The organism is Desertihabitans aurantiacus, assembly GCF_003344635.1.
Taxonomy (GTDB): Bacteria; Actinomycetota; Actinomycetes; order Propionibacteriales; family Propionibacteriaceae; genus Desertihabitans; species Desertihabitans aurantiacus.
The window spans coordinates 1-12,943 of the sequence record NZ_QPKK01000094.1 but is presented as its reverse complement, the minus strand read 5'-3'; the positions used below and the strand labels follow the sequence as shown (position 1 = coordinate 12,943).

The 12,943-nt window shown below is 75.5% G+C and carries 11 protein-coding genes, 1 tRNA gene and 1 pseudogene; 7 read left to right on the top strand and 6 right to left on the bottom strand.

Annotated elements, in window-relative coordinates; translation table 11 throughout:
• On the top strand, positions 1–1,183 hold a 1,183-nt coding region (gene dprA, locus DVA66_RS09560; protein WP_232821872.1), incomplete at its 5' end, for a DNA-processing protein DprA.
• 141 nt (positions 1,184–1,324) lie between these two features.
• Here the strand turns inward: dprA and DVA66_RS09555 are convergent.
• A complete protein-coding gene (locus DVA66_RS09555) occupies positions 1,325–2,176 on the bottom strand; it encodes an MBL fold metallo-hydrolase (protein WP_114559876.1) in 852 nt (283 codons plus the stop codon).
• 56 nt (positions 2,177–2,232) lie between these two features.
• On the opposite strand from DVA66_RS09555, the gene DVA66_RS09550 reads away from it, so the two are divergent.
• Positions 2,233–2,871 carry a hypothetical protein gene (locus DVA66_RS09550; RefSeq protein WP_157973931.1) on the top strand — a complete coding sequence of 213 codons (639 nt, stop codon included), beginning with the start codon at positions 2,233–2,235 and terminating at the stop codon, positions 2,869–2,871.
• Between the two features lie 17 nt (positions 2,872–2,888).
• Here the strand turns inward: DVA66_RS09550 and DVA66_RS21915 are convergent, their stop codons facing one another.
• Positions 2,889–3,509 carry a GNAT family N-acetyltransferase gene (locus DVA66_RS21915; protein ID WP_114559879.1) on the bottom strand — a complete coding sequence of 207 codons (621 nt, stop codon included), beginning with the start codon at positions 3,507–3,509 and terminating at the stop codon, positions 2,889–2,891.
• Here DVA66_RS21915 and DVA66_RS09540 point away from each other — a divergent pair.
• A complete protein-coding gene (locus DVA66_RS09540) occupies positions 3,469–4,650 on the top strand; it encodes a cystathionine gamma-synthase (protein ID WP_114559874.1) in 1,182 nt (393 codons plus the stop codon). The genes DVA66_RS21915 and DVA66_RS09540 overlap by 41 nt on opposite strands.
• Before the next feature lie 81 nt (positions 4,651–4,731).
• Positions 4,732–4,817, top strand: a tRNA-Leu gene (locus DVA66_RS09535).
• Between the two features lie 71 nt (positions 4,818–4,888).
• On the opposite strand, the gene DVA66_RS09530 is transcribed toward DVA66_RS09535, so the two are convergent.
• Positions 4,889–6,307, bottom strand: coding sequence for an MFS transporter (locus DVA66_RS09530; protein WP_114559873.1), 1,419 nt, complete (start codon positions 6,305–6,307; stop codon positions 4,889–4,891).
• A 73-nt stretch (positions 6,308–6,380) separates the two neighbouring features.
• On the opposite strand from DVA66_RS09530, the gene DVA66_RS09525 reads away from it, so the two are divergent.
• Positions 6,381–7,490: a LacI family DNA-binding transcriptional regulator gene (locus tag DVA66_RS09525; protein WP_114559872.1), complete on the top strand. Its 1,110-nt coding sequence runs from the start codon at positions 6,381–6,383 to the stop codon at positions 7,488–7,490.
• A 6-nt stretch (positions 7,491–7,496) separates the two neighbouring features.
• Here the strand turns inward: DVA66_RS09525 and DVA66_RS09520 are convergent, their stop codons facing one another.
• The 3 genes from DVA66_RS09520 to DVA66_RS09510 are packed head-to-tail and all read right to left on the bottom strand — an operon-like array spanning position 7,497 to position 10,699.
• Positions 7,497–9,011 carry an aldehyde dehydrogenase (NADP(+)) gene (locus tag DVA66_RS09520; protein ID WP_114559871.1) on the bottom strand — a complete coding sequence of 505 codons (1,515 nt, stop codon included), beginning with the start codon at positions 9,009–9,011 and terminating at the stop codon, positions 7,497–7,499.
• A gap of 60 nt (positions 9,012–9,071) precedes the next feature.
• A complete protein-coding gene (locus tag DVA66_RS09515) occupies positions 9,072–9,923 on the bottom strand; it encodes an NAD-dependent epimerase/dehydratase family protein (RefSeq protein ID WP_114559870.1) in 852 nt (283 codons plus the stop codon).
• Complete coding sequence (locus DVA66_RS09510) at positions 9,920–10,699, bottom strand: IclR family transcriptional regulator (RefSeq protein ID WP_198671625.1); 780 nt, start codon at positions 10,697–10,699, stop codon at positions 9,920–9,922. Before DVA66_RS09510 ends, DVA66_RS09515 begins: the two co-directional genes overlap by 4 nt.
• A gap of 155 nt (positions 10,700–10,854) precedes the next feature.
• On the opposite strand from DVA66_RS09510, the gene DVA66_RS09505 reads away from it, so the two are divergent.
• Together DVA66_RS09505 and DVA66_RS09500 are read left to right on the top strand one after the other, a co-directional pair.
• Entirely contained in the window at positions 10,855–12,165 is a 1,311-nt protein-coding gene (locus tag DVA66_RS09505) for an enolase C-terminal domain-like protein (protein ID WP_114559869.1), read from the top strand.
• 25 nt (positions 12,166–12,190) lie between these two features.
• Positions 12,191–12,943, top strand: a pseudogene (locus DVA66_RS09500) (hypothetical protein); the annotation flags it as partial.

Genomic DNA, 12,943 nt, shown 5'->3' with positions numbered 1-12,943 from the left:
GGGAGCAGCTCGAGGGGCGGGCGCCGTGAGCGGCACGGAGCAGCTGGTGCCGCGGCCGACCTCGGCCCCGGACGCCGAGCGCCGGGCCCGGATGGCGCTGGCGTGGGTGGTCGAGCCGGGGGAGCCGCGGATCTCGGCGCTGGTCGCCGAACGCGGCGCGGAGGAGGTGTGGGCCGCGGTCCGCGCCCGCACCGACGGGTCGGTGTGGGCGCGCCGGGCCGCCCTGCTCGACCTGCGGGCGGTGACCGCGACGATGGCGGCGGTGGGGGCCCGGTTCGTGGTGCCCGGTGACGAGGAGTGGCCGATCCAGCTGGAGGACCTGGCCGGTTGCGAGCCGCTGTCGGATCGCGGTGGGGTGCCGCTCGGGCTGTGGCTGCGGGGACGCGGCCGGCTCGACCAGCTGTGCGCGGGTGCGGTCGCCGTGGTCGGAGCGCGGGCGGCCACGTCCTACGGCCAGGGCGTCGCGCAGGACATGGCCTTCGACCTCACCGCCCAGGGCACGGCGGTCGTCTCCGGAGGGGCCTTCGGCATCGACGCCGCCGCGCACCGGGGCGCCCTGGCCGCCGGCGGCGGCACCGTCGCGGTGCTGGCCAGCGGGGTCGACGTCGCCTACCCGCGGGCCAACCAGGCCCTGTTCAGCCAGGTGGAGCAGCACGGGCTGCTGGTCTCTGAGCACCCGCCGGGCGAGCACCCGACCAAGGTGCGCTTCCTCGGCCGCAACCGGCTGATCGCCGCACTCAGCGCCGCCACCGTGGTGGTCGAGGCGACCGCCCGGTCGGGGGCGCGCAACACCGCCAGCTGGGCGACGCGGTGCGGGCGGGTGCTCGCGGCGGTGCCGGGGTCGGTGCACTCCGCGCAGTCGGTGACCCCGCACCGGCTGATCGCCGACGGCGAGGGGGTGCTCGTGACGGGAGCGGCCGACGTGCTGGCCCTGCTCGCGCCGCTGGACGCCACCCGACCGGCCGCGCCGGGGCACCAGCAGCGCCGGTTGCTCGACGACTGGGACCCGGGCACCGTCGCCGTCCGCGAGGCGCTGCCGGCCCGCGGCGGGCTCACCGCCAGCGAGATCTCGCTGCGCAGCGGGCTCGACGTCCCCGACTGCCTGGCCCACCTGGCCTGGCTGGAGCAGGAGGGCCACGTCACCAGCTCGGGGACGGGGGAGTGGCACCTGCAGCGGCGGTGACGGGCGCACGCCGTCGTCCCCGGCCGGGACGGCCGTCCGGTGGCCGGCTAGCGGGCCGGGTCGGGAGCGTGGGGGCGCGGAGCCGGCGGGAGCGGCTGGTGGCGCGGTGGGCGTGGACGGGTCGGGCGCCGGGTGCTCCGGTCAGCGCACGTCGTCGACGGTGCCGGTCAGGTGGTCGTGGTCGCCGCGCACCCAGGCGCGGTAGCGCTCGGCGGAGTCGTGCACCACCGTCGCGGCGTCCCGGTCGACCCGGCCGTCGAAGTTGCCGTAGATCCGCTCGAACGGACGCTCCTCGTGCAGCGCGGCGATCCGGGTCTGGATCGTGGCCACCACGCGGTCCGACAGTGGCAGGTGGTTGGGGTAGCTGCGCATGAACCCGACGCTGCGGCGGTCGGGGTTCGGTGCCACCGTGTCACCGCTGAGCAGCACGCCCACCCCGTCCGGGGCGGCCCAGTGCGCGACCGCGCTGCCGGGGAAGTGACCGCCGACCCGGACCAGCAGCACGCCGGCCACCTCCAGCCGGTCCTCCCAGAGCCGGACCGCGGGGTCGGTCCGCTGCAGCCACCGGGCGTCGCGGGCGTTGACGTGCACCGGCACCCCGCCCAGCCGTCGTGACCACTCGACCTGGACGCCGAACATGTGCGGGTGGCTGGCGGCGATCCCCACCACCGGCCCGTGCTCGGCCACCGCGGCCGCGAGCTCGTCGTCGACGTAGCCGGTGGGGTCCCACAGCACGTTGCCTCCCGGTCCGGTCGCCAGCAGGGCCTGCTGCCCGATGCCGACCTCGGGCTCCACGGTGACGCCGAGCAGGCCCGGTTCCAGCTCCCGCACCCGGCCCCGGTGACCCGCCGCCGACAGCTCGGCCAGCGTGGTCCACCGCTGACCCGCCGGCGGCACGTACTGGCGCTCGTCGGAACAGATCGGGCAGCGGTCCGGGGGAGCGGGCGACGGCGGGTGCTCGACGGCGCAGGTGGCACAGATCCAGGCAGGCACGGCCTCATCCTGCGATCTCCAGCGCGCTGGAGGTCAAGCAGGAGAGGATGGCGGTCATGAGCTGGTACGCCCGACCCTCCTGGCGCCTCGCCGGTCAGCTGGCCGCCGACCTGTTCGTCCTCGGCTGGGCGCTGCTGTGGTGGGGGGTCGGACGCATGGTCGACGACGCGGTCAGCGCCCTCGCCGCGCCGGCGCGCGAGGGCGGTGCGGCGGCGCGCTCGATGGAGGAGTCCTTCCGCGCTGCGGCGCGCACCGCGGGGCAGGTGCCCGGGTTGGGTGGGGAGCTGCGGACCCCGTTCGACGACGCGGCCGCCCGCACCGCGGAGCTGGCCGGCGCGCTGGGCCGGCAGGCGATCCAGATCGAACAGCTCGGCACCCTGGCCGGGGTGCTGACCTTCCTGCTACCGGTGGCGCTGCTGGTGGTCCTCTGGCTGCCGCGGCGGGTCGCCTTCGCCCGGCGCAGCGCGGCCGCCCGCCGCTTCGTCGACTCCGCGGCCGACCTCGACCTGTTCGCACTGCGGGCGATGGCCACCATGCCGCTGGACCAGCTCGCCACGATCAGCGACGACCCGGTGGCGGCCTGGCGTGCGGGGGACCGGCGGGTGATCGAGGCGCTGGCCGACACCTCCCTGCGCAAGGAGGGGCTGCCGCTGCCCCGGACGGGCCGGCGCGGCGGCGACCGCCCCGGCGCCTGACCGCCCGGGTCCGGTCGCTACGCCAGGAGGTCGGCGTACCCGGGGTGCTGGTCGATGAACTGCGCCGTGTACGGGCACTGCGGCACCACCGACCAGCCCCGCGCGCGCATCTCGTCCAGCACCACGGTGGTCAGCCGGCCGGCGATCCCCTCCCCGCGCCGCTCGGGGTCGGTGCCGGTGTGCGTGATGGTCGCCACCGAGCCGTCGAGGAGGTAGTCGACCGCCCCGACCTCCCGGCCGTCGTCGGAGGCCACGAACCGGCGCTCGGCCTCCCGGTGCGCGAAGTCCAGCGTCATCGCGCACCTCCCGCGCCGGGGCCGGGGTGGCGGGGCTCTCGCGTGCTCTTCATGGCGCCATCGTGCCAGCCGAATCGCACCCCCCCGGGCCCGGCCCGGGTGCCCGTTCCGCGCGGGCGCGGGAGTGGGCGGTGCATCGGCTGACCTCTCATCGCGGCTGGGTCGGCACCAGCACCCGACGTGGCCCGCCGCTGTCACCTGCCACCTCGACCTCCACTGCACGGTCGGCGCGTCCGTGCGGCGGCGTCCCAGGCCCCGGATCGCACCGGGCCGGCGGAGCCGGGCGACGTAGCGTGACGGTGTGAGCGAACGTCCCGAGAGCGGTCTGAGCACCCGAGCCATCCACCTGGGCATCGACCCCGACCCGACGACCGGGGCGATCTCCCCGCCGATCTTCCAGACCTCGACCTTCCTCCAGGACGACGTCGCCCACCCCCGCAACGGCTACGAGTACGCCCGCTGCGCCAACCCCACCCGCGACCTGCTGCAGCGCCAGGTGGCCGGTCTGGAGGGCGGCCGGCACGCCTTCTCCACCGCCTCCGGGCTGGCGGCGGAGGACCTCGTGCTGCGGGCGACGCTGCGCCCCGGTGGGCACGTGGTCACCGGCACCGACGCCTACGGCGGCACCTTCCGGCTGCTGGAGCGGGTGTGGGACCGCTGGGGGATCGGCACCAGCGCGGTCGACCTGACCGACCCGGCCGCCCTCGAGCAGCACCTGGCCGCCGTGGACGCGCGCGTCGCCGAGGCCGGTCTGGTGGTCTGGGTGGAGACGCCGTCCAACCCGTTCCTGCAGATCACCGACCTGGCCGCCTGCGCCGAGGTGTGCCACCGCCACGGCGCCCTGCTGGTGGTCGACAACACCTTCGCCTCGCCCTACCTGCAGCGCCCGCTCGAGCACGGCGCCGACGTGGTGGTGCACTCGGCCACCAAGTACCTGGCCGGGCACTCCGACTCCGTCACCGGGATGGTCGTGGTCGACGACGACGCGCTCGCCGAGGAGCTGGGCTTCCTCGCCAACGCGGCCGGCTCGGTCTCCGGGCCGATGGACGCCTGGCTGACCATCCGAGGGATCAAGACCCTCGGGGTGCGGATGCAACGCCACTGCGAGAACGCGCTCGAGCTGGCGGGCTGGCTGAGCCGGCACCCGGCGGTGGCCCGCGTGCACCACCCGGGGTTGCCCGAGCACCCGGGGCACCGGGTGGCCGCGGCCCAGATGGACGGCTTCGGCGGCGTGGTCTCCATCCAGCTCGCCGACGGGCGGGAGGCCGCGCTGGCCGCCGCCCGGGCCACCGAGGTGTTCCTGCTGGCCGAGAGCCTGGGCGGGGTGGAGTCGCTGGTGGTGCACCCCGGCGAGATGACCCACGCCTCGGTGAAGGGGACGCCGCGGGCCGTTCCCGACGACATGCTGCGGCTCTCGGTCGGCATCGAGGACGTCGCCGACCTGCGCGCCGACCTCGACCGGGCTCTCCGCGCCGCCGGCTGACACCGGCCCGGCGCTCGATGCGACGCGGCGGCGCGGAGTTGCTATAGTTCATCGCTGTCCGGCTGAGGTCGGGCACCACTCGTCCGGGTGGCGGAATAGGTAGACGCGCTAGCTTGAGGTGCTAGTGCCCGTTTTAGGGCATGGGGGTTCAAGTCCCCCCTCGGACACAGTCGATGGGCGACGTCGCAGCACGCCGACCCTGGCGCGGGCGGCGAGCGCCGTCGCGACACGCGGGTGCTCAGCCCGCACGTGACCCCGCCGGACCGGCCAGCAGCCCCCCGGTGCGACGCAGGCCGACGAAGCTGACCAGCCCGCCCAGCACCAGCAGCACCACGCACACCAGCTGGGCCGCCCGGTAACCCGGGGTGAAGGCGGCCGCGTCCTGGTAGTCGGCGCCGGTCAGTCCGACCAGCGACGGCAGCGCGGCCACGGCGAGCAGCCCGCCGCTGCGGGCGACCGCGTTGTTGATCCCCGACGCCACCCCGGCGTACCGGTCCGGTGCGGCGGCCAGCACGCTGGCGGTCAGCGGCGCCACCAGCGCGGTCAGACCGAGCCCGAACACCAGCACCCCCGGCAGCACCCCGGTCAGGTAGCCGGTGCCCGGACCCACCCCGACCAGCAGCAGGGTGCCGATCGCACACAGCACCGGCCCGGCCGAGAGCTGCCAACGCGGCCCGACCCGGGCGGCCAGCGTGCCGGAGCGGCCCGACAGCAGGATCATCAGCACCGTCATCGGCAGCGTCGCCAGACCGGCCTGCAGCGGGCTCCAGCCCGCGCCCACCTGCAGCTGCAGGGTGAGGAAGAAGGTCATCGCGCCGAGCGCGCCGTAGACCAGCAGCGTCATCGTGTTGGCGATGCTGAACACCCGGTCGGCGAACAGCGACGGCGGCACCAGCGGGTCGGCGGTCCGGCGGACCCGCAGCACGAAGGCGACCCCGGCCGCCACCCCGGCGGCGCCGACGGCGAGCAGCCACCCGGGCGCGGCGGCCCCGGTCTCGGTCAGCGCCCAGGTCACCCCGGCCAGCGCCGCCGCACTGAGCAGCGCACCCCAGCCGTCGAAGCCGCGGACGGCGTCGGGGTCGCTCGACTCCGGCACGTGGCGCCAGCCGATCAGCAGCACCACGGCAGCCAGCGGCACGTTGAGGAAGAAAATCCACCGCCAGGACGCGACCTCGACCAGCCATCCGCCGAGCAGCGGCCCGACCACGACGGCCAGGCTGGTCAGCCCGGACCAGCGCCCGATGGCGGCGGCGCGGTCCTCGGGGCGGAGGGAGGACTGCAGCAGGGCCAGGCTGCTCGGCGTGAGCAGGGCGCCCGAGACCCCCTGCAGCAGCCGGGCGGCGACGAGCACCTCCGGCTCCCGGGCCAGCCCGCAGGCCACCGAGGTGAGCGCGAACCCGGCCACCCCCAGCAGGAACAGCCGACGGCGTCCGAACCGGTCCCCCAGCGACCCGCCGAGCAGGATCAGCGAGGCCAGCGCGAGGAGGTAGGCGTTGACCACCCACTGCAGCTCGGTCACCGAGGCGTCGAGGTCGGTGCCGAGCACCCGCAGCGCCACGTTGACCACGGTGCCGTCGAGGAAGGCCATCCCCGACCCGAGCACCGCCGCGGCCAGGATCCATCGTCCACGGGCACTGTCGCCGGCCACCGGTTCCATGGCGGTCAGCCTAGGGTCGTCGCACCCCGGACGAGGGGGCGCGCGGGCCGCGCACGCAGTAGGGTGCCCAGCCATGACGGAGCAGGCCGACGGCGGCGCCGAGAGCCCGGACCCGACGGCGGAGCAGCAGCGCGGACCGGCGCGGGCCCCGGCCTCGCGCCGGGTCGCGAGCATCCGTGACGTCGCCGCCGGCGCCGGCGTCTCGGTCGGCACCGTCTCGAACGTGCTCAACGCCCCCGAGCGGGTGGCACCGGCCACCGCCGAACGCGTGCAGGCGGTGATCGAGGAGCTGGGCTACGTGCGCAACGAGGCGGCCCGCCAGCTGCGCGCCGGCACCAGCCTCAGCCTGGGGTTCGTGGTGCTCGACGTCGGCAACCCGTTCTTCACCGACGTCGCCCGCGGTGCGCAGGAGGTCTCCTCGTCCGCCGGGCTCAGCGTGGTGCTCGGCACCAGCGACCAGGACCCGGCCAAGGAGGCCGCCTACCTCGACCTGTTCGAGCAGCAGCGGGTGGCCGGCGTGCTGCTGACGCCGGTGGAGACCGACGCCGCGATGGTGGCCCGGGTGGCCCGGCGGACGGTGCCGGTGGTGCTGGTCGACCACCGCGGTGACGACCCCCGGGTGTCCTCGGTGGCGGTGGACGACGTGGCCGGCGGGGCGATGGCGGTGCAGCACCTGCTCGACCTCGGCCACCGCCGGATCGCCATGGTCGGCACCCCGTCGGTGCACGTGGTCGCCGCTCGGCTGGAGGGGGCGCGCCAGGCCGTCGCGGGGCAGCCCGGCGCCACCCTGGAGCTGGTCGACACCGACTCCTTCACCGTGCCCGCCGGCCGGACGGCGGGCAGGACGCTGCTGCGGCGTCCCCGCGCCGAGCGGCCGGAGGCGGTGTTCGCGGCCAACGACATGCTGGCCGTCGGCTGCCAGCAGGCCTTCGCCGTGCACGGCCCCGACGCCGGGGAGCCGCACCGGATCGCCCTGATCGGCTACGACGACGTCGAGCTGGCCAGCGTGACCAGCGTCCCGCTGAGCTCGGTGCGCCAGCCGCGCGAGGAGATCGGGCGCACCGCGGTCCGGCTGCTGCTGGAGCAGATCGCCGACCCGGACGCACCCCGCCAGCACCCGGTGTTCACCCCGGAGCTGGTGGTGCGGGAGTCCACCACCTCCGGGGTGCCGGTCTGGGGCTGACGGGCCTCAGGCCCCGGGCAGCACCAGCCGTCCGTCGACCCGGCGCGGCACGTCGGTGGCGCCGTCGCGCAGCTCGGCCGGCAGCACCGACTGCGGGGCGTTCTGGAAGACCACCGGACGCAGCCAGCGGCGGATGGCGGTCGCCCCGACCGAGGTGTGCTGGGTGTTGGTGGCCGGCCACGGACCGCCGTGGTGCTGGGCCCAGCTGACCGCGACACCGGTCGGGTAGGCGTCGAAGAGGATCCGTCCGGCGTGACCCTGCAGCAGCCGGGTCAGCCCCTGCAGCTCCTCACCCTCCTGGCCGCTGGTCTGCACGGTCGCGGTGAGCGAGTCCTCCAGCGTCTCCAGCGCCTGCTCCAGATGCTCGGGCCCGGACCAGCGCACCACCATGGTGGCCGGGCCGAAGATCTCCTTGCTGGTCTCCGCACCGAGGGTCTCGGCGTCGATCTCGAAGACCGCCGGGCCGACCCGGAAGCCCTCGCCCTCGGCCTCCATCCGCACCACCGGCCGCACCCCGGGCACCGAGGCCAGCTCGTCGGTCAGCTCGGTGTAGGAGCTGCGGATCCGCTCGTTGAGCAGCGGGACGGTGGTGGCCTGCTGCAGGTTCTCCGCGAGCGCGGCGACCACCGCGTCGCCGTCGGCACCGGTCGGCACCAGCACCATGTTGGGCTTGGTGCACAGCTGGCCCGAGGAGCCGCTGACCGAGGTGGCCAGCCCGGCCCCGATGTCGGCGGCCCGGGCGGCCGCCGCGGCGGGGGTGACGACCACCGGGTTGAGGCTGCTGAGCTCGCCGAAGAAGGGGATCGGCGTCTCCCGCTCCGCGATCGCGGCCATCAGCGCCTTGCCGCCGCCGGTCGAGCCGGTGAACCCGACCGCGGTGACCTGCGGGGCCTTCACCAGCACCACCCCGGCCTCCTGGCCGTGCACCAGCCCGAGGACGCCGGCGGGCGCCCCCTGCGCGGTGGCCGCCTCGCTCATCAGCCGGTGGCAGAGCACGCTGGTGCCCGGGTGGGACGGGTGGGCCTTGACCACCACGGGACAGCCGGCGGCCAGCGCCGAGGCGGTGTCGCCGCCGGGCACGGAGAAGGCGAGCGGGAAGTTGCTGGCGCCGAACACCGCGACCACGCCGGTCGGCACGAGCATCCGGCGCAGGTCCGGGCGCGGGCCCATCGGGGTGTCGCCGGCGGGGTCGAGGGTGACCTCGAGATAGCTGCCCTCGGTGATCACGTCGCCGAAGAAGCGCAGCTGGAACACCGTCCGGGTCAGCTCGCCGTTCAGCCGGGTGCTACCCAGCCCGGTCTCCTCGTCGGCGGTGGCGACGATCTCGTCGCGAGCGCCCTCCAGGGCGTCGGCCATCGCGCCGAGCAGGGCGGCCCGCTCGGTGCGGGGCAGCTCGGCCAGCCAGTCGGCGGTGGCCGCGGCGGCCTCCACCACGGCGGTCACCTCGGCGGCCGACATCTCGGAGGCCACCGGCTCCAGGGCGCTCCCGGTGGCGGGGTTGGTGGCGGTGATCGCGGTCATCGTCTGCCTCTCGTTCTCGTGGGTGCCCCGGCGCCGCGCGGCCCGGGGGTCGGGTCGGGATCAGGGCCGGGGCATCGCGGACCCGAGCTCGGTCTGCGTGAACGGTCCCCCAAGGTACGGCAGGGCCTCGGGGTCGACCTGGTCCGGTGGGTAGGCGGCGGCCAGCTCGGGCAGGTCGCGCTCGGCGTCGTGGCGGGAGGTGTAGCCCGCCACCGGGGTGGTGGACAGGTCGAACCAGCCGCGGGTGTTGGCCGAGATGCCCCAGGCCAGCCGGAAGTCGACGGCCTCGTCGGCCAGCCAGGCCAGCAGCATGGCGTCGAGGTCGTCGGGGGAGAACCAGGTGCTCAGCGCCCGCGACCCGCTGGGGGAGTCGGTGCAGGAGCCGATCCGCAGCGCGAGGACGTCGATCCCGAAGCGGTGGTGGTAGAGCGCGCCCAGGGCCTCCATGGCGGCCTTGGAGACGCCGTAGTAGGTGTCGGCCAGCGGGACGCAGGTGGGCGGCAGCCCGGTCGGCGGGGCCTCGTCGCGGTGCTGGAACCCGGCGGCGTGGTTGCTCGAGGCCAGCAGCACCTTGGCCGCGCCGGCGTGCCGGGCGCCCTCCAGCACCGTGCGGGTGCCGTTGATGTTGACGTCGAGGATGTCCTCCCAGGCGTCCTCGACCGGGATCCCGCCGTAGTGCAGCACCGCGGTCGCGTCCGCGCAGCCGCGGGCCACCAGGTCGGCGTCGGTGACCGTGCCGACCAGCACCTCCGCGCCGGCGGGCGGGTCGGCCGGCTCCACCACGTCGAGCAGCCGCAGGCCGAAGCCGGCGGCGGCCAGGGTCGTGGCCGTCCGCGAGCCGAGGTGGCCGGCGGCGCCGGTGACGAGGACGGTGCGTCCTGCTCCGGGCAGGGCATCTCCAGTGGTCGTCATCGCACTCCTTCACGTCGTAGGGTCGCGGTCAGCCGGTCGCGGGCCGCGACCAGCTCCTCGGCGGTGCGTCGCACCTCGGTCTGGGTGGCCTGCTCGGCGTCCATCGCGCAGCTGATGGCGTCGGTGGCGGGGATGCGGTGGTGCACGGCGACCGCCACGCACACCCGTCCGGCCCGGCTCTGCTCCCGCTCCACCGCCCACCCGCGGGTGCGGGCCTGCTCGACCGCCGCGGCCAGCGCGACGGGGTCGGTGAGGGTGTGCTCGGTCAGCTGGGGCAGCGTGGCGGGCACCAGCGCCCGCACCTCGTCGTCGGTCCGCTCGGCCAGCAGCACCTGCCCCAGCGCGGTGGCGGTGGCGGGCAGGCTGCGGCCGACCCGGAAGGTGTCGGTGTCGCGGGTGCTGGCGTAGCGGGTGGTGAGGTAGAGGACGTCGCCGCCGACCAGCCGGGCGTAGTGGCTGGTGTGGCCGGTGCGGGAGCGGACCTCCTCCACCGCGTCCTGGGCGTAGGGCAGCACCGTCTCACCGTCCAGGTAGGCCGACCCGCTGACCAGCGCCTGGGCGCCGACCCGCAGCCGTCCGGTGCCCGGTTCCTGGTGCAGCCAGCCACCGCTCTCCAGCGTGCGCACCAGCGCGTGCAGGGAGGAGCGGGGGTAGCCCAGGTGGCGGGCCAGCTCGGGGGCGGTCAGCTGCCCGGGCCAGCGGGCCACGGTCTGCAGGATCTCCAGCGTGCGCTCGGCCGACTTCACCGCGGGTGGCGCGCTGGGGGCGTCCGGCACCGGGGCTCCTGTCGTTGACACCGTCGGCTGACCGTCTTAACGTACCAGCGAGGTTGTCCATGTCAATGGACCACGTCCACGTACGTGGACACACCTCGTGCCGACAGCGGAGTCGACCGGGCCCGCTCCGACCCCCGACGAGGAGCCGCAGCCGCATGACCGACGAGCACCACCCGCAGGGTCCCGCCCGACCGGTGCGCTGGGCCACCGTCACCGGGGTCGAGGTCACCCCGGTCGCCTTCGCCGACCCGCCGCTGCTCAACTCGGTCGGCGTCCACCAGCCGTGGGCCATCCGCAGCGTGATCCGGGTCCGCACCGACGCCGGCGTGGTCGGGCTGGGGGAGAGCTACGGCGACCAGGCCTTCCTCGGCCGGCTGCGGGAGATGGGCGAGCGGCTGGTGGGGGAGCGGATCGTCGACCTGCACCGGCTGGAGGAGATCGCCCGCGACGTGCTGGCCGAGCTGAGCGTCAGCGACACCCACGGCCTGACCGGCACCCTCAGCCCGGTCAAGAGCGTGGCCCGGCTGGTGGCCGCCTTCGAGGTGGCGCTGCTGGACGCCCAGGGCCACCAGCTCGGCGTGCCGGTGTGGGCGCTGCTCGGCGGGCAGCGGCGGTCGCGGGTCGAGTTCAGCGGCTACCTGTTCTACAAGTGGGCCGGCCACCCCGGCCAGCCCGACGACGAGTGGGGCCCGGCCCTCGACCCGGCCGGCGTGGTCGCCCAGGCCCGGAGGATGGTCGACGGCTACGGGTTCACCTCGCTCAAGCTCAAGGGTGGGGTGTTCCCGCCCGAGCAGGAGGCCCAGGCCGTGCTCGCGCTGGCCGAGGCGTTCCCCGGGATGCCGCTGCGGATCGACCCGAACGCGGTCTGGACCGTCGACACCTCGGTGCGGGTGGCCGAGCGGCTGCGCGGGGTGCTGGAGTACTTCGAGGACCCGACCGACGGCCGGGTGCAGATGGCGGAGGTGGCGCGGCGGGTGGACGTCCCGCTGGCCACCAACATGTGCGTGGTCGGCGTGGAGGACCTGCCCGAGGCGGTCCGGCTGGGCTCGGTGCAGGTGGTGCTGGCCGACCACCACTACTGGGGTGGGCTGCGGGCCTCGATGGAGCTGGCCCGGACGGCGGAGGTGTTCGGGCTGTCGCTGTCGATGCACTCCAACTCCCACCTCGGCATCTCGCTGGCCGCGATGGTGCACTTCGGCGCCGCCGCCCCCAACATCGGCTACGCCTTCGACACCCACTGGCCGTGGAAGCGTCCGGAGGAGGACGTCGTCGAGCCCGGGGTGTTCACCTTCCGCGACGGCCACCTCGACGTGCCGACCACCCCCGGCCTCGGCGTCACCCTCGACGAGGAGGCGCTGGAGCGCCAGCACCGGCGCTACCTCGAGGCCGGCATCCTCGACCGCGACGACACCACCTACATGCAGACCGTCGACCCCGGCTACCGGGCGCTCAAGCCGCGCTGGTGACCGACCTTCCTGATCGGAGCAGACCGTGCAGCTGATCGGCTACGCCTACCCCTGGGACCTCACCGAGGACCCCCGCCGCCGCGACCGCGTCCTCGGCCTCGGCCTGCACGCCGTGGCGGTGGCCGGCGCCTACCACGCGGTCCGCGCCGCCACCCCCAGCCACCCGCGCCACCGCACCAAGGACGCCGCGCACGCCGCCTTCTACCGCCCGGTGCGCCCCGACCGGTTCGGCACGCTGGTGCCGGCCGAGCCGTCCTGGACCGAGCACCGGGACGCCTTCGGCGAGGCCGTGCGCACCCTGCACGAGGGCGGCACCCGCGCGCTGGCCTGGACGGTGCTCTCGCACAGCTCCGAGCTCGGCCGGCGCCACCCCGACCACACGGTCGTGAACGCCTTCGGCGAGCGCTACCCGTGGGCGCTCTGCACCTCTCACCGCGACGTGGTCGAGCTGGCCGCGGCGCTGGTGCGCGAGCTCGGCGAGGGGCTGCCGCTGGACGGCTACGTGCTGGAGGCGGTCGGCCACCTCGGCTTCACCCACGGCGGGCTGCACGACAAGACGATGGCCTACTCCGCGCTGGAGGCGAAGCTGCTCTCGATCTGCTTCGCCCCGGCCTGCCGGGAGCTGCGGGGCGGCGACGACGAGGACCTGCGCGCGGCCGTCCGGGCCGCGCTCGACCCGGCCACGGCCCGTCCCGCTGCCGACCTCGCCGACGCCCTCGGGCCCGAGCTGGAGGGACGACTGGCCGCCGCCCGCGCGCTCGCGGTGGGACGCACCTGC

Coding starts and splice junctions, on each gene's coding strand:
- DVA66_RS09550 (WP_157973931.1), top strand. CDS start 2,233: ATGAGCTGGTACGCCCGACCCTCCTGGCGCCTCGCCGGTCAGCTGGCC.
- DVA66_RS21915 (WP_114559879.1), bottom strand. CDS start 3,509: ATGGCTCGGGTGCTCAGACCGCTCTCGGGACGTTCGCTCACACCGTCA.
- DVA66_RS09530 (WP_114559873.1), bottom strand. CDS start 6,307: ATGGAACCGGTGGCCGGCGACAGTGCCCGTGGACGATGGATCCTGGCC.
- DVA66_RS09525 (WP_114559872.1), top strand. CDS start 6,381: ATGACGGAGCAGGCCGACGGCGGCGCCGAGAGCCCGGACCCGACGGCG.
- DVA66_RS09520 (WP_114559871.1), bottom strand. CDS start 9,011: ATGACCGCGATCACCGCCACCAACCCCGCCACCGGGAGCGCCCTGGAG.
- DVA66_RS09515 (WP_114559870.1), bottom strand. CDS start 9,923: ATGACGACCACTGGAGATGCCCTGCCCGGAGCAGGACGCACCGTCCTC.
- DVA66_RS09505 (WP_114559869.1), top strand. CDS start 10,855: ATGACCGACGAGCACCACCCGCAGGGTCCCGCCCGACCGGTGCGCTGG.